This is a genomic window from Enterococcus sp. AAFC-DPL-6103, assembly GCF_058216595.1.
Genome location: NZ_CM177102.1, coordinates 384,686 through 402,500 on the forward strand (window position 1 = coordinate 384,686; position 17,815 = coordinate 402,500).

Genomic DNA, 17,815 nt, shown 5'->3' on the forward strand with positions numbered 1-17,815 from the left:
GAAAGTTATTCTTGAGGCATCAAAGTTTCATCAAACCCGCTAACTAAAGTGGTGATCATTGCAACTACTAAGCTGACCGCAAGACCGATGACGTACCACCAAAAAGTACTTGAAATAAATGCAGGAAGAGTGGTCAAGCTGCCAAAAACAAAGGCAATTGCTTTTACTTTTGCAAATCCCATGACCGCGCCACCAGCCGCAGCACCGACACAAGCAGCTATAAAAGGTTTTTTCAAAGGAATGGCAATGCCATAAACAGTTGGTTCAGTGACGCCAGCTAATAAAATGGAAGCAAATGCCGAGCCAGATATCGAGCGTGTTCTTGACTGTTTACTTTTTAGAAACACACCTAAAGCTGCTCCAGCCATCCCAAAGTTTGCTGCCCCAGTTAATGGAACGATGCGGTCAAAGCCAAAACTTGAAATGTTGCTAATCATGACTGGATTGACAGCCCACTGAATACCGAAAATCACTAAGATATTCCATCCACCAGCAATGATTGCACCACTAATTGGTCCATTGATATCCATCATCCAAGTGATAACAGCGGCTAATCCTTCACCCAAGTACACACCTGCAGGGCCAAATACCATCAACGTCAATGGCACTGTAATCACTAATGAAAGCAAGGGAACAAAAACTAATTGCATACTTTCGCGAATATATTTTTTTAGAAATTTTTCAACAAAAGAGTAAAAGAAAATTCCTAAAATAGCTGGCATCACCGTGGAAGTATATTGCATTAGTACCACGGGGATACCTAGAAAATCAGTCGAAGCTTTCCCACCGTTGGTCAAAAGACTGGTTAAATTTGGCTCGATTAAAGCAGCTGCAATGACACCAGCAATATAGCCATTGACTTTAAAAGTCTTGGCTGCAGAAAAGGCTAGAAAAATAGGTAAGAAATAAAAGACAGCGTTGGAAGCAGCAGCTAAGATATGGTAAGTTCCGCTAGTTTCATTTAACCAACCAAGCGTCGTTGCTAATACAACTAATCCTTTTAAAATCCCTGAACCGGCAAAAAGTGGGATGATTGGTGTAAAGATCTCAGAAATCAAGCCAAATAATTTTTCGATGGGGTTCAGTTTTTCTTTGGTTGCAGTTTGATCCAGTTGTTGACTTAAAGCTTCATATGTTTCATTTAATCCTTGTTCCATAATGAGTTCTGCATATTTCTCTAAAAGAATGAAATATTTTACATTGGGAATTTGTTGAATAATTTCTTTTGATTCCGTTGCTGGTTGTTTTTTTAGTTGAATGCGTAATCGAGTGGCACAAGGTGTGATAGATTCAATATTATTTTTCCCGCCTAACTGAATAAGCAAAAGTTGAACTTGTTCCGACAATAAAAGTTGTTCTGGCTGAATGATTTTTTCCATTAGAAAACCACTCCGCTCACCAAAATAATATTTGCATAAGGTGTCATTTCACCAGTACGGATAAAAGCATGGCAATGAGTTAGGTCTTGTTTCATTTCCTCATGAGGTATAAACACGATAGGCGTTTCAGGCATCAATTGTTTGATTTGCTCTAGTACATCAGGATTCAATGTCTTTATTTCTTCTGCTAGTTCAATTGATTGAACTTCTAGTTCTTCTAGGACGTTTTCTAAGACAGTCATAAAGCTGGGTACGCCGTTTGTGACAGCAAGATCGATTTTTTCAGTTCCAAATGGTACAGGCATGCCAGCATCACCAATACTTAATTTGTCAAAGTGTCCCATTTGTGAAATAACTCTAGAAATATCTGAATTAATAACTTTACTTTTTTTCATATCAAGATCCATCCTTTTCATTCATTGTTTGTGGTCTGTTATTCAAATGTTAAGTCTGTACGATAAGGGATTGATGGTTGAGCACCATAACTTTGGACAGCAACAGAAGAAGCAAGGTTACCATACCGAACGGCTTCTGGTAAATTGTTGAAATCTGGATTCAATTGGCTACTTAAAGCACCAATGAACGTATCTCCTGCAGCGGTAGTATCAACTGCTTTTACTTTGAAAGCAGGCACGATACCATGTTCAGTCGCAGTATGATAGAAGGCACCTTTACTTCCTAAAGTAATAATCACTGTCTCAATTCCAAGCTGATGAAAAGCAGTTGCAGCTTGCAATAAACTTGCTTCATCTGTCACTTCAATCCCAGTAATAATTTCTGTTTCAGTTTCATTTGGAATAATGACATCGGTTTGTGCCAGTAGTTCCGCTGGAATTGTTTCAAGAGCGGGTGCAGGATTTAAGATTGTTTTTTTTTCAGCTTTTTTAGCAAATTTAAATGCAGCCAATGTCGCATCTAAACTACTTTCAAATTGTGCAATCAGGAAGTCACTGTTTTCAATCAACGCTTTTTGTTGCTGAACTTCTGCTTCATGAAAGGCATTATTTGCACCAGCATGGATCAAAATACTATTTTCGCCCGCATCATCAACCATGATCATTGCTTGACCAGTTGCGGTGTCAGGGATTGTGGAAATACCTGAGATGTCGATCTGTTCCTTTGCCAATAACTCAAGTAAAGTAGTGCCTTCGCTGTCAGCGCCAACTGCGCCGATAAAAGCCGTGTTTGCACCAGAACGTTTTGCAGCAACAGCCTGATTAGCACCTTTTCCTCCGCCTGAATGGAAGATGTCGCTTGTGTGCATAGTTTCGCCCGGTTTAGGCATTTTTTTTAAACGTAAAGTTGTATCCATATTGATACTACCAATAACTGTAACCGTGTTCATTTTTCAAACCTCCAAAAAGTTGATGACATTTTTCCTTGCAAGAAAATAGATTAAAACGTTTTATTAAAACGTTTTAATAACTTGGCTAAAATATAGCACACCTTGAAAGCTATTTCAAGGGTGCTGTTGAAAATCTTTTTTCTAAATGAACTGGAAGCAGTTTTTCTTCCGGTTTTTTTTCAGGATGCTGGATACGTTCTAGTAAAAGTTTCGCTGCTTCTTGACCCAGTTCGAAGATTGGTTGTGCAATCGTTGTAAGTTTAGGCTTTACATACTCAGACATATCTACATTATCGTAACCAATAATACTATAGTCCTCAGGTATTTTTTTACCTAATTCCTCTAGTCCACGGTACAAGCCAAATGCTAATTCATCGTTCAATGCAAAAATAGCAGTTGTTTTAGAACCAACGATTTGGTGAGTTGCTTGGTAGCCACCTTGTTTTGAAAAAGCTGTTGGAATGAGAAGCAGTTGACCATAGTCAATTTGATAAGCATCAGCTGCTGATTTAAACCCTTCGATACGTTCTTGGATATTTGCTGGTGGATTTTCTGGGTAAACGAGGGCAACTTGTCGATGCCCTAAAGAGAACAGGTGCGTGCCAGCTAAGTAGCCTCCACGAAAATCATCCGTACGCACGGAGTCACTAAACTCTTCTGCTTTTTTTTGATCTAAGACGATAAATGGGCGACCCTGTTGTTGTAAGTCCTGCTTGATTGCCTGAGTAGAAATGACAGAAGAAGCAATGATAAAACCATCTACACCACGACGAGTTAGTTCTGAAAGGTACTGGACTTCTTTTTGCTGATTAGAGTCAGCATTGCAAAGAATGGTCACGAAATGCTGTTGATATAAAATTTCTTCGATCCCTCGCATGAGCAGATTGAAAAAAGGATTCGTAATATCAGGAACAAGTACACCAATCGTTTTTGTCTCTTTCGTAATCATCTGACGCGCAAAATAATCGGCTTGATAACCAAGTTCATTTTTGGCAGCTAGGACTTTTTCGACTGTCTTTGAACTAAATTTATCTTGGTTACCATTTAGAATTTGCGAAACAGTGGCAATCGAGACACCGGATCGCTGTGCGACATCTTTAATCGTTACTTTTTTTTTCACCATAACTTTTTATACTCCTAACTAAATCTTGTGGTTATTTTCCCATGAAACGTTAAAGAAGTAAACGAAATCATTTGATAAAGAGAAACTAAGAATGATTTTCAAAAAAGAAAATTAGGGTACCTAAAAAGAATAGGTTATCTGATTGAGAGTAGTCGAGTAAGTTTTACAAACGCTTCCTTTTCAGTTATAATAATTTTGAATAACTTGTATATATAAGTTCGAAGGCGACTAATTTAATGGAGGCGAGTATATGTCATTTAAAGAAAAAGTCATTTATCAAATTTATCCAAAATCATTTAACGATACGAATCATGATGGAATTGGCGACTTGAATGGTATTCGAGAGAAACTACCTTATTTACATGAGTTAGGTATTGATATGGTTTGGTTAAATCCAGTTTATCCCAGTCCACAAAAAGATAATGGGTATGACATTTCAGATTATTTAGCGATTGATCCATTGTTTGGGACGATGGATGAATTTGAAGCATTAATCAAAGAAGGGAAAGAGTATCAAATCGAGTTTATGCTTGATATGGTCTTGAATCATGTTTCGATTGAGCATGAATGGTTTCAAAAAGCACTAGCGGGTGATAAATACTATCAAGATTTTTTCTATATTCGTGATGAACCAACTGATTGGGTTTCAAAATTTGGTGGAAACGCATGGGCACCCTTTGGAGAAACAGGAAAATATTATTTACATCTATATGATATTACTCAAGCAGATTTGAATTGGCGTAATCCGGTAGTTCGCGAAGAGTTGTTTAAAGTCGTTCGTTTCTGGATGGAAAAGGGCGTGAAAGGATTTCGGTTTGATGTCATCAATGTTATTGGAAAAGATGAAGTGTTGAAAGACAATCCAGTGAATGATGGGAAACCTGAGTATACGGATAAGCCAATCACTCATGATTATTTAAAATGGTTGAATCAAGAAACTTTTGGACGAGATCCAGAGATTATCACAGTTGGCGAAATGAGTGCAACTACCGTTGAAAATTGTATTTTATACACTGAACCTAACCGTCATGAGTTGACAATGACTTTTAACTTTCATCATTTGAAAGTTGATTATGAAAATGGAGATAAGTGGACAACTCCAGCTTTTGATTTTGAAGAATTAAAACGTTTGTTCCATACGTGGGGAGAAGAAATGAGTAAGGGGAATGGTTGGAATGCTTGGTTTTTAAATAACCACGATCAACCACGAGCTTTGAACCGGTTTGTTTCAGTAGAAAATTATCGAAAACAAGGGGCAGAAATGTTAGCGACGTTGATCCATCTGAATCGGGGAACACCCTATATTTATATGGGGGAAGAAATCGGGATGATTGATCCGGCGTTTACATCTATGGATGATTATGTTGATATTGAAAGTAAAAATGCTTATCAAATGTTAGTAGAAAAAGGTCTATCAGAGCAAGAAGCCTTTCATAGAATCCAAGCTAAATCCCGTGATAATTCACGAACACCGATGCAGTGGACCAACGAAAAACATGCTGGTTTTACTGAAGGAACACCATGGCTGAAAGTGGGCGCCAGTTATCCTGAAATCAACGTCGAGGCAGCAAAAAATGAGCAAGAACAATCAATTTTTGCCTATTATCAGCGCTTAATTCAGCTACGCAAAACACATCTGGTGATTTCTGAAGGTGATTATCAAGCCTATGCACCAGAACATCCACAAGTTTATGCTTTCTTACGATCTTATGGAGATGAAAAATTACTTGTTTTAACTAATTTTTATGAAAAGACAACTAAAATTGATCTTCCAGAAAAATTTGTTGAAGGCGAAAGACTGATTGATAACTATTCTGATACAGTGATAAGTAAAGAATTGACGCTAAAACCGTACCAAGCGATTGCATTGCTTGTGAAATAAAAAGAATTCCTACTCAGCGAATAATTGAGTAGGAATTCTTTTTATTGTCAGATAAACATCAATCAAAGTAATCGTCTTCTGAAAAATCTGCTTCTTCGTATTCTCCTTTATCACCGTAATACTTATTGTAACGTTGCTTGAATTTTCTAAAAGCAAAGACAACCAGTAATTTTAGTAAAGTATAGATTGGTATACCAAAGATAACGCCCATGATTCCAAGTAAGTCACCCATAACAAGCAACACAATCAAAATTGTTATAGGATGAACTTGTAGTCTGTTCCCAATCACACGCGGAATAACTAAATCACCATGGAGTAACTGGACAATGAACCACACAAGGACAAATTTGATGACCATAAATGTTGAATCTTGGAAGGCGATAAAAAGTCCGGGGAAGAAGGCAATGAACGGCCCGATATAAGGAATGATACATAATATACCAGCGGCAATAGCTAGGATACTAGCAAAATCAATACCAATGAGTAAAAATGTGACCCAGTAAATGGCTCCTAAAATAAACGAAGAAATAATTTGCCCTTTCAAAAATGCACCCAATTGTTGATTAGCAATTTTAGTCAATTCTTGGAAATCCTGACGAAATGCTGGTGGTACGATTTTTAAGACCGATCGGTAGAACCCATGTGGATTTTGAAGTAAGAAAAAGGCAACAATAGGACCAGTAAACAGAGTAATAAAAGTAGTTGTTACGGCAGAAAACAGATTACTGATACTTTGTGCCCCACTTTCCCAGTAATTACCGATGAAAGATGTTGCTTGATCTGTAAAATTATCAATGGAAGAAAAGAATTCATTGAACTTATTGGCGAAAGGTGTGTGTTCTAAAATATTTCTAACACCTTCTTGAAAATCATTGAATAAGTTCGGTAAGCTATTAAATAATTCAGTTGCTTGCTGTTGTAAGAAAGGAGCGAACCACACGCTTCCTAAACCAATTACAGCAAAAATCAAGACATATACCAAAATGACGGCAATGTTACGTGACATTCGTTTACTCAGGCGTCGAATGAGTGGATCTAGTAAATAATATAAAATAAGTGCAAATAGTACAGGTGGTAATGATGCTGCAAAAATAACTCCTAAGGGTTGAAAGATAAAGGCAACTTGCCAAAACACATAAATGACTAAGGCAAGCATAACTAATAAACCCAGTACGTAATAAGAGGTTTTTCCCCCTAAAAATTGAATCAGTCGAGAGTTCGATTTTTTGTTCAATTTTTTTCCTCCTTTTTTCTCTTTTGTTTTTATTATAGTCAGAAGTTAAACGAAAAAGAAAATGAAACAAACTAAATGCGGAAGAAATCTTATTTTTTGAAAAACTCCTCAACGAATCAGCAAAATGCTAACAAGTTGAGGAGTAAGTTTGTTATGAGATGATTTTTTTTAAACCACGAATCGAGATAGGAACTGTTTCACCATTTGCTAAAGTGACTTCCCTTTTTTTCTTGTCAATAGCTCGAATGTTGAGTTTATTAATAACATATGACTTATGGCAACGAATAAAATAATTATTTCTTTTCTCAATGTCTTTGATTTTATCATAAAACTGTAGATGGGCATGTGTCATGTGTACTTCAAGCTTATGAGGTGTAATTGATGACGTAGAAAAATATTGAATTTCGTTTAGTGGGAGAAACTTGATTTCCCCGTTGAATTCTAGCTTAAAGATGTCCTTTTGAGGTTGAGAGTTATGAAAGTTAAGAAAGATTTTACTTAAGATATGTTCTAAACGATCTTTTAACTCAAAGACATCTTCTTTCGAAATATAATCGGTGGGTTCAATACGATTTTTTAGAATCTCTAAAGAAAAGTCAGGGTTAGCTGTCACATAAATGATTTTACCTAACGGGTCCATTCGACGAATATCTTTCCCAAGCGTAACACTAGTCAATTCATGATTTTTAATGTCTGTATCCAAAAAATAAATACCGAAATCAGTAGTTCGATGACGGGCAATTTCAAGAAATTCAATTGGATCAGTTGAAGAAACAGCAACGTAACTATCGAGATCTTCAAGCGTGATCTGATTTTTTATAACGGTTGTGATAATTTCTAATTGCCGTGGATTTTTCTCACAAATGTAAATCGGGATCATATCAATACTCCTTTACTTAAAATAAATTGGCTATGTATCAAACATGTTTCAGTAAATGAACTGTATTATTTGTTATGTTCATATTTTGGTTGGTTAAAAATCTGAGTGTTAACTTGCCGTTGGAATCTGATGTTTCGCGCGAGAAGACATATATCTAAATTTTAGGGATCATCGCTAATCAAAGATTTTCCCCACATTATACAAAATAGCTAAAAACTCTTAGTTAAAAGTGTAATAAAAAAAAGAGAATAAAAACGGTTCACTCATAAAATGTGTGTTTCAACTCATAACTGTAGAATTTCACTTAATTGTTATGCAAAATGACCGATTCTTGTGAATTTTGTGAAAAAATTTCACAGTTTTGATGTTAGAAAGGCTTTTTTTGAGCGTGTGAACTAATTTTTTATTTCTATGTTAAAAAAGTACTAACCTGATAAAAGGTGATGGAGGTATTCTTATGGAAAATGAACAATTATTTGAAGTAGGCGAAACTTACGAATTTCATTCGGATTTGTTTGAATCACCAGTCAAAGGGAAAATCGAAAAAATATATGAAAATAGTGTAATGATTCGCGTAATGAAATGTGCGACAGATGAAACTGAAACAGCTGATAATCTACAATGGCAGCTGATTGTTCGCAAATCGAACGCTTTAATTGAAAATAACTAAGTAAACAGGAACTAGTTGTTTTCAAATAGTTCAATTTTGTAATTAAAAAGACTAACTTTTCAAGAAATAGCAGAAAAATTGTTATTATCTAGTGAAAAGCTTGGTCTTTTTTTGTGTTAAAATAGGGAGCAGAATTTATAAAAGGAAGGATGCCGATAATTGTGATTATTGTTGCGGGAACTATCGGAGCTGGAAAAAGTACACTAACTGAAATGTTAGCACAAAATTTAGAAACTAAGCCATTTTATGAAAATGTTGAGGATAACGAGGTCTTACCTTTGTTCTACTCAAATCCAGAAAAGTATACTTTTTTATTACAAATTTTCTTTTTAAATAAACGATTTTTAGCAATCAAAGATGCGTTTGGTCATGATGATAATGTACTGGATCGCTCTATCTACGAAGACAGTTTGCTTTTTCATTTAAATGCGGATTTAGGAAGAGTATCAAAAGTAGAAGTTGAGCAATATCAAGGATTACTTGAGACGATGCTGAATGAACTAGAAGATATTGCACCCCAAAAAAAGCCAGACTTATTAGTTTATATTCGGGTTTCTTTTGAAACGATGCTAGAGCGCATCAAAAAGCGTGGACGGGAATACGAACAAATTGAACAAAATCCTGAGTTGTTTTCTTATTATCAAGAATTAAACCGCCGTTATGAGAAATGGTTTGATGCGTTTGATGTCTGTCCCAAACTAGTGATAGATGGAGATCGTTATGACTTTGTAGCGGAACCAGAATGTGGTGAACAAATCGTTCAGTTGATTAAAGCCCGAGCTAAAGAGATGGGCGAGGTAGCAACGAACGAAAAAATTCAGTATACAACCTTAGTTCCAGAAGCAAAAGGAATTTTTTCTTGCGAAAAGTAAATAAGAAAAAGGCACGACAAAGATATTTCTGCTTTGTTGTGCCTTTTTAAATTAATCACTGTATTCCAATCGCTTAAAGTGGATATTGATTGGTTCTGAAGAACCGCCAAAGTTGAAATGTTTGGCTGAGGGCCATTACTAAAAAGAGAAATGATACTAATAAAATAGCTCGTGCGCCGAATAGATGGTAACAAAAAACGGAAGCGACTGCTCCTAAAATGAAAGCTAGTACAACTGTGAGAAAGTGAAAAAATTGGTCAAAATCAGATTTTTCTTTCGAAATCAAAAAATCATAAAGATTAGTTGCCACACCTTTCAAATTTCCGGTTGTAAAAAGATTTGTATAGGCACGTCCATTGATTTTGTCAAATGATACCCACTGGATTGCAGCTGTAAAGGCAATTAAAATTGTTACCAGTGAGGGATGGATATTGATTATTTTTAAGCTAACGATGAAAAAAATCAGTGCTTCATAATAAAGAACAAATAAACGCCAAAAATGCTTCTCACGTTTTTTAAAATAATCAATCAAAAACTTAGTTAATAAAATACCTATGAAAAAGAAAAGAGTTGATAACACCTTTTTTCCAAAACTAATCCATTCCCCGTCGAAGGCTTGAATAATTGCAAGAATAATATTACCAGTTTGTGCAGAAGCAAAAGCATCATAATGAATATAAGTATAACTATCCATTGCACCACCAATAAAAGTTAGTAACAGCCCGATAGTACGATCCTCGTGAAACGAAGTACGCATGATTTTTCCACCTTCAATTATTATTTTACTTAATTTAACTGCCTCTATCTTAGCATAATTTTCCGAAAAAAATGATAAATTTTCTGAAACAAAGTGATTGAATAACGGCGTTTCATTTTCAATAAAGGTCTGGTAGTATAAAGAAAACAAGAATGACAAGATAAATAAGAAAATTTTGAAAAGAAAGTTGGTGGCACTGATTACTCAGCTAAATGAAAAAGAAATGTTACGGTTAAAAAATGAGCTGAAGTCTTGGAAAAACAGATACCATAAACTTCAACAAATCTTTCGACTACAAGAAGAGATAATTGCTAGTTATGAGGCTGCTTACGGGGAAGCACCTGGACTGATTGAAGAAGAACAGCCAGCTGATGTAGTGGATGATTCGTTTTTTAAAATGATGGAAAAACGATCTTATAATCAGTTTAACTTAGAGCAAAAAGCTACAATCACCTACGATATGAAAAAAAATCTTCGTATTATTGCTGGTGCCGGCAGTGGCAAGACGCAAACGATTTGTGCAAAAGCAGTCTACTTGATGACCCAAAAACAAGTTGCTGAACAACGGATTTTGATGATTACATTTACTCGAAATGCAGCGAACGAATTGAAAAAAAGAGTGGATAATTTTAGCCAACATAAAACAGCGGTACATATCGGAACATTCCATAGTATTTTCTTTCGTCTTTACAATGAAATTTGTAAAGAATTTCCAGACATTGCGATGCAAGGTATCCATGGAGATTTTTCCAAAGATTCAAGCCAAAAAATTGGAGCAATTCTACAACACTTGATTCGTAAATATAATCTTTATTCTTTTGACCAGCATGGTGAGAAAAATTTGTCGGCACGTTTGGATTATTGGCAGAATATGAATCTTTCTGTAGAAGAAATTATCCATTTGGTAAAGGAAAAGTTTGATAGTACAGAAAAGAACACAAATCAACCACTTTCTGAGCGTATCGGACTGTTGATGATGGAGTTGAAAGAGTTAAAACAGCAACAACATCTAGCTGACTTTAATGATATTTTGCAAAACTTAAAAGAAGCATTAGCTAATGAAAATGTTCGCCAGTTTGTTGGTAAGAAGTATGACTTTTTATTTATTGATGAGTTTCAAGACACAAATCCCCTACAATGGGCAGTTGTAAAATTGATTACTAAAGGAACAAACATCAAGCTTGTCGTAGTTGGGGATGACGATCAAAGTATTTACGGGTTCCGCGGATCAGAGCCAGCCTACATCAAGGAATTTGAACAAGAATATCCGACTGAAACACTTTTTTTATTAACAAATTATCGTTCTCGTGCCGCGATTGTTCAAGGAGCAAACCGGTTGATTAGTTACAATAAGGGTGATCGCATTCCCAAAGCTATGATTCCTGCACAAAAAGAAGAGGGTGTTATGGAGGCCATTTCTTTTAAGGATTCACAAACAGAAAGCCAATGGGTGATTCGCCAGATTCAAACGTTTATCAGACAAAAAGGTAAATACAAAGAGTCTATTATTTTGTACCGTTCGCTTTCGCAAACACAAAAATTAGTCCAAAATCTTTTACAAACAGATATTCCATTCGTCCTTGAGGCAGATACACCTTATGAAGGGATTTTTGGTGTACGAAACTTTCAACAACTATATAGAAGACTTCTTGACTGGCAAAGAGCAACAACTGGTCAGAAAAAAGATCAAAACTACCAACAAATTTTGAGGCAAATCATGATTAATTGCTACTTGAAAAAATCAGAATGTGATCGTTTCTTCTTCCAAAAGCACTCAGATAATGAACTCACTACGTACATTATTCAAGCGAAACCCTCATTAAAATCACGGCATAAGGAATTTCAACAATTAGTAAAAGAATTGCAAGATTTCACTCAGCAACCAAGAAAAAACATGTACCTGTTTTGGCAACTATTTATCAATCTTCCACGAGTAAAGAAAGAACTCGAGCAAGGAGAGCGTGATTGGTTACTAGAAGAAATCAAAAAACAACCAACTTTACCACAATTGATTGACTTAGAAAAATCGATTCAATCTCAAGCAAAACAACTAAAAACACGTTTGATTGCTTACCGACAAGGGAAATTAGATGCGTTATGTATTCAGAGTATCCATAAAAGTAAAGGGTTGAGCTATAGAAATGTTTTCTTGATCGGCTGTAATGAAGGAGCATTGCCACATAACGGTGCAGCAGAAAAAGAAGCCGTCTCATCTGAGGAAATCAAAGTGGAGCCTGTGACGACGATTGAGGAAGAACGTCGCTTATTTTATGTTGCGATGACTCGGGCTCGAAATCGGCTGTATTTGTGTGTGCCGCAGCTGAAAGGAAATAGGCAGTTAAAGCCCTCTCGTTTTATTAAAGAATCGGGTATTCAATTAAGAAAATAACTAAAAAGACTATGATGCACTAGATACTTGCGTCATAGTTTTTTTTAGTTTGGTTAGCGAATGAGTGGTCTTTTTTTTATAATTCAGTTAAAATGGGATTATAATTAAAGAGGAGTGAGAAAATGATAAAAGTATACACCTCACCTAGTTGTACTTCTTGTCGTAAAGCTAGAGCATGGTTACAAACGAATCAACTTGAGTTTGAAGAAAAAAACATTTTTGTCGATCCGTTACTTGAAGAAGAAATAAAAGAAATTCTAGCAGCAACTGAAGGCGGGGTTGAGGATGTTATTTCCACTCGGTCAAAAATTTATGAAAAATTGTGTTTAGATTTCAATGAACTAACACTTAAGCAAATGATTGTATTGTTTAAAGAGTATCCTTCGCTGATTCGTCGTCCTATTCTAATTGATGAAAAGAGAATTCTGATTGGTTTTAATGAGGATGAAATTCGTTCATTCGTTCCTAGAGAAACCCGCTGTGTTGAACGAAACCTAATTTATTTGCAAGACTATGGTACGGTAAACTCATGACCAACTAAAAGAAAGAGGGAGGTCCTGTGAAAATAAAAGTATTTGGATCGAAAGATTGTTTAACTTGTTTGAAAGCTAAAAAGTGGTTAGAAAATCATCGTTTAGCTTATCAATTCGTTGACTTAGAAAAAACAACATTAAGTATACAAGATGCTAAAGAGCTATGTAGCTTTAAAGAAGTTCAAGCAACACAGCTATTTGCTACTTGGTCTGAAGCATTTCTTAAAATGCAAGTGGATCTATCAAACTTAAAAGATTCTCAGCTAATGTCACTTTGTAGAGAACATACAGAAATTTTGAGACGTCCATTGATCATTATTGATGATGTTTTATTTATTGGATATGATGAACAATTGTTAGAGCAACTAGTCGTTCATGAATAAGATTGAGTAAAGAGCAGAGTGTAACCGTCTCTGCTCTTTTTATTGTTTCTAACATTTTAAAATTATTGTATAGAAGCAAAGACCGATACTTGCAATCGCTTTAAGGAATCATTATAGTTAACTGTTGATTAGTTAACTATAATGATTGAGATGAACGATAATTAATTATATAGAAGAAAAGTGAGGAACTTTTTATATGAAAAGACAAGTACAGTTTCTATCTGCTGACGAAAAAACTACGATAGAAGTAAGTTGCTGGTATCCTCAACAACAGCCGGTGGCAACTTTACAGATTGTCCATGGGATGGTTGAGTTTATCGAACGATATGATTTATTTGCTGACTATCTCAACCAAAAAGGAATCATTGTGATGGGGCACGATCATTTAGGACACGGACATTCTATCCAATCTAAGGAATATTTTGGTCATGTTGCAGATAAAAATGGTTCAGAGTTTTTACTTTCAGATATTCATACAGTGAACGAAAAAATCAAGGAACAATATCCAACGCTACCGCATTTTATTTTGGGACATAGTATGGGCTCTTTTTTGGTAAGAAATTATTTGGCACAGTTTGAGACAGATTTTTCTGGGGTAATTATTATGGGAACTGGGTGGCACAATCCTAAAGAAATGAGAGCTGCTGAAGCAATTGCTTCTACAATCGCTTCTGTTCATGGAGCGAAATATCGTTCAAAATTTCTAGATCAATTAGCATTTGGCGGTTTTAATCGACAATTTGAACCAGCAAGAACGTCAAAAGATTGGCTTACGCGTGATCAAACAGAGGTGGATAAGTATCTGTTTGACCCAAGAACACAATTTATTTTTACCGCTGCTTCTTATAAAGAGTTATTCCGGTTAGTTCGACAAGCGTGTAGTCTTGATCAAGTAAAGCAAATTTCAGATTCGCTTCCAATGCTAGTTGTTTCGGGAGCAAAAGATCCAGTAGGTGCGAATGGTCGAGGTGTTCGAACTTTCATCCAAGCAATGAAAGAATATACTACTAGTCAATTAACACTTTTGCTATATGAGGAAGCGCGCCATGAACTACTTAATGAAATCAACCAAGAGGTGGTGTACCAAGACCTTTATTTTTGGTTAAAAAAATATATTGATACTTATTGACAGGTAAAAAATTACATGATATATTTATTCCCGTTGTTGCGAAAGTAACATTCATGAAACTTTCGTAAATAACATGAAAAATAGTTGTTGACTTGTGAGTTATCACATGATAAGATAACTAAGTCGTTTAGAAAGAACCTCTTAAGAAGCTTGATTTCATCAAGAAAAACTTCAAAAAAGTTCTTGACAAATAACAAATGATGCGATATGATGAATGAGTTGCCGAAAGATTTCTTAAACGAAATCGGAAAAACTTTTTCAAAAAAGAGTTGACATTTAAACGTCGCTCTGATATGATATAAAAGTTGCTACGGCAATTCAAGTAGACCTTTGAAAACTGAACAAAGTAAGACAAACCAAATGTGTAGGGCGTCTTGATTCAATTCAAGACAACAAACGTTTTTAAACAGCAAGCAATATGCTAGCAAACAAATTGAGCTTAACAATCGAAAGATTGTTCTAACTTTTATTATGAGAGTTTGATCCTGGCTCAGGACGAACGCTGGCGGCGTGCCTAATACATGCAAGTCGTACGCTTTTTCTTTCACCGGAGCTTGCTCCACCGAAAGAAAAGGAGTGGCGAACGGGTGAGTAACACGTGGGTAACCTGCCCATCAGAAGGGGATAACACTTGGAAACAGGTGCTAATACCGTATAACAATCGAAACCGCATGGTTTTGATTTGAAAGGCGCTTTCGGGTGTCGCTGATGGATGGACCCGCGGTGCATTAGCTAGTTGGTGAGGTAACGGCTCACCAAGGCCACGATGCATAGCCGACCTGAGAGGGTGATCGGCCACATTGGGACTGAGACACGGCCCAAACTCCTACGGGAGGCAGCAGTAGGGAATCTTCGGCAATGGACGAAAGTCTGACCGAGCAACGCCGCGTGAGTGAAGAAGGTTTTCGGATCGTAAAACTCTGTTGTTAGAGAAGAACAAGGATGAGAGTAACTGTTCATCCCTTGACGGTATCTAACCAGAAAGCCACGGCTAACTACGTGCCAGCAGCCGCGGTAATACGTAGGTGGCAAGCGTTGTCCGGATTTATTGGGCGTAAAGCGAGCGCAGGCGGTTTCTTAAGTCTGATGTGAAAGCCCCCGGCTCAACCGGGGAGGGTCATTGGAAACTGGGAGACTTGAGTGCAGAAGAGGAGAGTGGAATTCCATGTGTAGCGGTGAAATGCGTAGATATATGGAGGAACACCAGTGGCGAAGGCGACTCTCTGGTCTGTAACTGACGCTGAGGCTCGAAAGCGTGGGGAGCAAACAGGATTAGATACCCTGGTAGTCCACGCCGTAAACGATGAGTGCTAAGTGTTGGAGGGTTTCCGCCCTTCAGTGCTGCAGCTAACGCATTAAGCACTCCGCCTGGGGAGTACGACCGCAAGGTTGAAACTCAAAGGAATTGACGGGGGCCCGCACAAGCGGTGGAGCATGTGGTTTAATTCGAAGCAACGCGAAGAACCTTACCAGGTCTTGACATCCTTTGACCACTCTAGAGATAGAGCTTCCCCTTCGGGGGCAAAGTGACAGGTGGTGCATGGTTGTCGTCAGCTCGTGTCGTGAGATGTTGGGTTAAGTCCCGCAACGAGCGCAACCCTTATTGTTAGTTGCCATCATTAAGTTGGGCACTCTAGCAAGACTGCCGGTGACAAACCGGAGGAAGGTGGGGATGACGTCAAATCATCATGCCCCTTATGACCTGGGCTACACACGTGCTACAATGGGAAGTACAACGAGTCGCGAAGTCGCGAGGCTAAGCTAATCTCTTAAAGCTTCTCTCAGTTCGGATTGTAGGCTGCAACTCGCCTACATGAAGCCGGAATCGCTAGTAATCGCGGATCAGCACGCCGCGGTGAATACGTTCCCGGGCCTTGTACACACCGCCCGTCACACCACGAAAGTTTGTAACACCCGAAGTCGGTGAGGTAACCTTTTGGAGCCAGCCGCCTAAGGTGGGATAGATGATTGGGGTGAAGTCGTAACAAGGTAGCCGTATCGGAAGGTGCGGCTGGATCACCTCCTTTCTAAGGAATATTACGGAGACTACACAGGTTTGTCATTATTACTTTGTTCAGTTTTGAGAGGTTTACTCTCAAAACATTTTGTTCATTGAAAACTGGATATTTGAAGTAAGATCAAAACAAACCGAGAACACCGCGTTGAATGAGTTTTTTAATAAGTTCAATTGCTTATTTTTCTTGACACGTTTCTATCGCTAGAAATGAAGTCAAAACCCAACCGTAAGGTTGATAAGGTTAAGTGAATAAGGGCGCACGGTGGATGCCTTGGCACTAGGAGCCGATGAAGGACGGGACTAACACCGATATGCTTTGGGGAGCTGTACGTAAGCTATGATCCAGAGATTTCCGAATGGGGGAACCCAGCATCTTTTATAGGATGTTACAAATATGTGAATACATAGCATATTTGAGGTAGACGCAGAGAACTGAAACATCTAAGTACCTGCAGGAAGAGAAAGAAAATTCGATTCCCTGAGTAGCGGCGAGCGAAACGGGAAAAGCCCAAACCAACAAGCTTGCTTGTTGGGGTTGTAGGACTCCGATATGGTAGTTTTTTCAGATAATCGAATGACTTGGAAAAGTCAGTCAAAGAGGGTAAAAACCCCGTAGATGAAATTTGGAAAGCACCTAGGAGGATCCTGAGTACGGCGGAACACGAGGAATTCCGTCGGAATCCGGGAGGACCATCTCCCAAGGCTAAATACTCCCTAGTGACCGATAGTGAACCAGTACCGTGAGGGAAAGGTGAAAAGCACCCCGGAAGGGGAGTGAAATAGAACCTGAAACCGTGTGCCTACAACAAGTCAAAGCCCGTTAATGGGTGATGGCGTGCCTTTTGTAGAATGAACCGGCGAGTTACGATTGCATGCGAGGTTAAGTCGAAGAGACGGAGCCGTAGCGAAAGCGAGTCTGAATAGGGCGTTTGAGTATGTAGTCGTAGACCCGAAACCATGTGATCTACCCATGTCCAGGTTGAAGGTGCGGTAAAACGCACTGGAGGACCGAACCCACGTACGTTGAAAAGTGCGGGGATGAGGTGTGGGTAGCGGAGAAATTCCAAACGAACTTGGAGATAGCTGGTTCTCTCCGAAATAGCTTTAGGGCTAGCCTCGGAATTGAGAATGATGGAGGTAGAGCACTGTTTGGACTAGGGGCCCATCTCGGGTTACCGAATTCAGATAAACTCCGAATGCCATTCATTCATATCCGGGAGTC

The 17,815-nt window shown here is 37.7% G+C and carries 14 protein-coding genes and 2 rRNA genes (1 of these 16 only partly in view); 9 read left to right on the top strand and 7 right to left on the bottom strand.

What is annotated here, in order from left to right; genetic code table 11:
• Window positions 1-5: 5 nt before the first annotated feature.
• The 4 genes from AC4BC3_RS01865 to rbsR all read right to left on the bottom strand — a co-directional run bounded on the left by AC4BC3_RS01865 (window position 6) and on the right by rbsR (window position 3,847).
• Window positions 6-1,379, bottom strand: a complete 1,374-nt coding sequence (locus tag AC4BC3_RS01865; protein ID WP_490466816.1) for a PTS transporter subunit EIIC — start codon at window positions 1,377-1,379, stop codon at window positions 6-8.
• A complete protein-coding gene (rbsD, locus tag AC4BC3_RS01870) occupies window positions 1,379-1,774 on the bottom strand; it encodes a D-ribose pyranase (protein WP_206910943.1) in 396 nt (131 codons plus the stop codon). The genes AC4BC3_RS01865 and rbsD overlap by 1 nt, the downstream gene beginning before the upstream one ends.
• A gap of 38 nt (window positions 1,775-1,812) precedes the next feature.
• Window positions 1,813-2,724: a ribokinase gene (rbsK, locus tag AC4BC3_RS01875; protein ID WP_490466817.1), complete on the bottom strand. Its 912-nt coding sequence runs from the start codon at window positions 2,722-2,724 to the stop codon at window positions 1,813-1,815.
• A 109-nt stretch (window positions 2,725-2,833) separates the two neighbouring features.
• Window positions 2,834-3,847 (bottom strand): ribose utilization transcriptional repressor RbsR, encoded by a 1,014-nt coding sequence (gene rbsR / locus AC4BC3_RS01880; RefSeq protein ID WP_206910941.1) that lies wholly within the window; start codon window positions 3,845-3,847, stop codon window positions 2,834-2,836.
• A 250-nt stretch (window positions 3,848-4,097) separates the two neighbouring features.
• Here rbsR and treC point away from each other — a divergent pair, with 250 nt between their 5' ends.
• Window positions 4,098-5,729, top strand: coding sequence for an alpha,alpha-phosphotrehalase (gene treC / locus AC4BC3_RS01885; RefSeq protein ID WP_206910940.1), 1,632 nt, complete (start codon window positions 4,098-4,100; stop codon window positions 5,727-5,729).
• A gap of 58 nt (window positions 5,730-5,787) precedes the next feature.
• Here treC and AC4BC3_RS01890 read toward each other — a convergent pair whose 3' ends face one another.
• The gene (locus AC4BC3_RS01890; protein WP_490467275.1) at window positions 5,788-6,996 is read right to left on the bottom strand and encodes an AI-2E family transporter; all 1,209 of its coding nucleotides are present in this window, start codon (window positions 6,994-6,996) and stop codon (window positions 5,788-5,790) included.
• A 118-nt stretch (window positions 6,997-7,114) separates the two neighbouring features.
• Window positions 7,115-7,843: a LytR/AlgR family response regulator transcription factor gene (locus AC4BC3_RS01895; RefSeq protein ID WP_490466818.1), complete on the bottom strand. Its 729-nt coding sequence runs from the start codon at window positions 7,841-7,843 to the stop codon at window positions 7,115-7,117.
• A 457-nt stretch (window positions 7,844-8,300) separates the two neighbouring features.
• Here AC4BC3_RS01895 and AC4BC3_RS01900 point away from each other — a divergent pair, with 457 nt between their 5' ends.
• Complete coding sequence (locus AC4BC3_RS01900; RefSeq protein WP_206899307.1) at window positions 8,301-8,513, top strand: hypothetical protein; 213 nt, start codon at window positions 8,301-8,303, stop codon at window positions 8,511-8,513.
• Between the two features lie 149 nt (window positions 8,514-8,662).
• Window positions 8,663-9,385 carry a deoxynucleoside kinase gene (locus AC4BC3_RS01905; protein ID WP_490466819.1) on the top strand — a complete coding sequence of 241 codons (723 nt, stop codon included), beginning with the start codon at window positions 8,663-8,665 and terminating at the stop codon, window positions 9,383-9,385.
• Between the two features lie 73 nt (window positions 9,386-9,458).
• Here the strand turns inward: AC4BC3_RS01905 and AC4BC3_RS01910 are convergent, their stop codons facing one another.
• On the bottom strand, window positions 9,459-10,142 hold the full coding sequence (locus AC4BC3_RS01910; RefSeq protein WP_206910924.1) for a YoaK family protein: 684 nt from the start codon (window positions 10,140-10,142) through the stop codon (window positions 9,459-9,461).
• A gap of 223 nt (window positions 10,143-10,365) precedes the next feature.
• Here AC4BC3_RS01910 and AC4BC3_RS01915 point away from each other — a divergent pair, with 223 nt between their 5' ends.
• From AC4BC3_RS01915 to AC4BC3_RS01940, 6 genes are all read left to right on the top strand, one after another.
• On the top strand, window positions 10,366-12,531 hold the full coding sequence (locus tag AC4BC3_RS01915) for an ATP-dependent helicase (RefSeq protein WP_490467276.1): 2,166 nt from the start codon (window positions 10,366-10,368) through the stop codon (window positions 12,529-12,531).
• A 122-nt stretch (window positions 12,532-12,653) separates the two neighbouring features.
• Window positions 12,654-13,064, top strand: coding sequence for a Spx/MgsR family RNA polymerase-binding regulatory protein (locus AC4BC3_RS01920; RefSeq protein ID WP_206910926.1), 411 nt, complete (start codon window positions 12,654-12,656; stop codon window positions 13,062-13,064).
• 26 nt (window positions 13,065-13,090) lie between these two features.
• Window positions 13,091-13,447 carry a Spx/MgsR family RNA polymerase-binding regulatory protein gene (locus AC4BC3_RS01925; protein WP_490466820.1) on the top strand — a complete coding sequence of 119 codons (357 nt, stop codon included), beginning with the start codon at window positions 13,091-13,093 and terminating at the stop codon, window positions 13,445-13,447.
• Between the two features lie 196 nt (window positions 13,448-13,643).
• Window positions 13,644-14,576, top strand: coding sequence for an alpha/beta fold hydrolase (locus AC4BC3_RS01930; protein ID WP_490466821.1), 933 nt, complete (start codon window positions 13,644-13,646; stop codon window positions 14,574-14,576).
• 467 nt (window positions 14,577-15,043) lie between these two features.
• A 16S ribosomal RNA gene (locus tag AC4BC3_RS01935) occupies window positions 15,044-16,603 on the top strand.
• Between the two features lie 229 nt (window positions 16,604-16,832).
• Window positions 16,833-17,815: ribosomal RNA gene (locus tag AC4BC3_RS01940) — 23S ribosomal RNA — on the top strand; it runs 1,931 nt beyond the window's last position.
• Together the 16S and 23S rRNA genes form the textbook arrangement of a ribosomal RNA operon.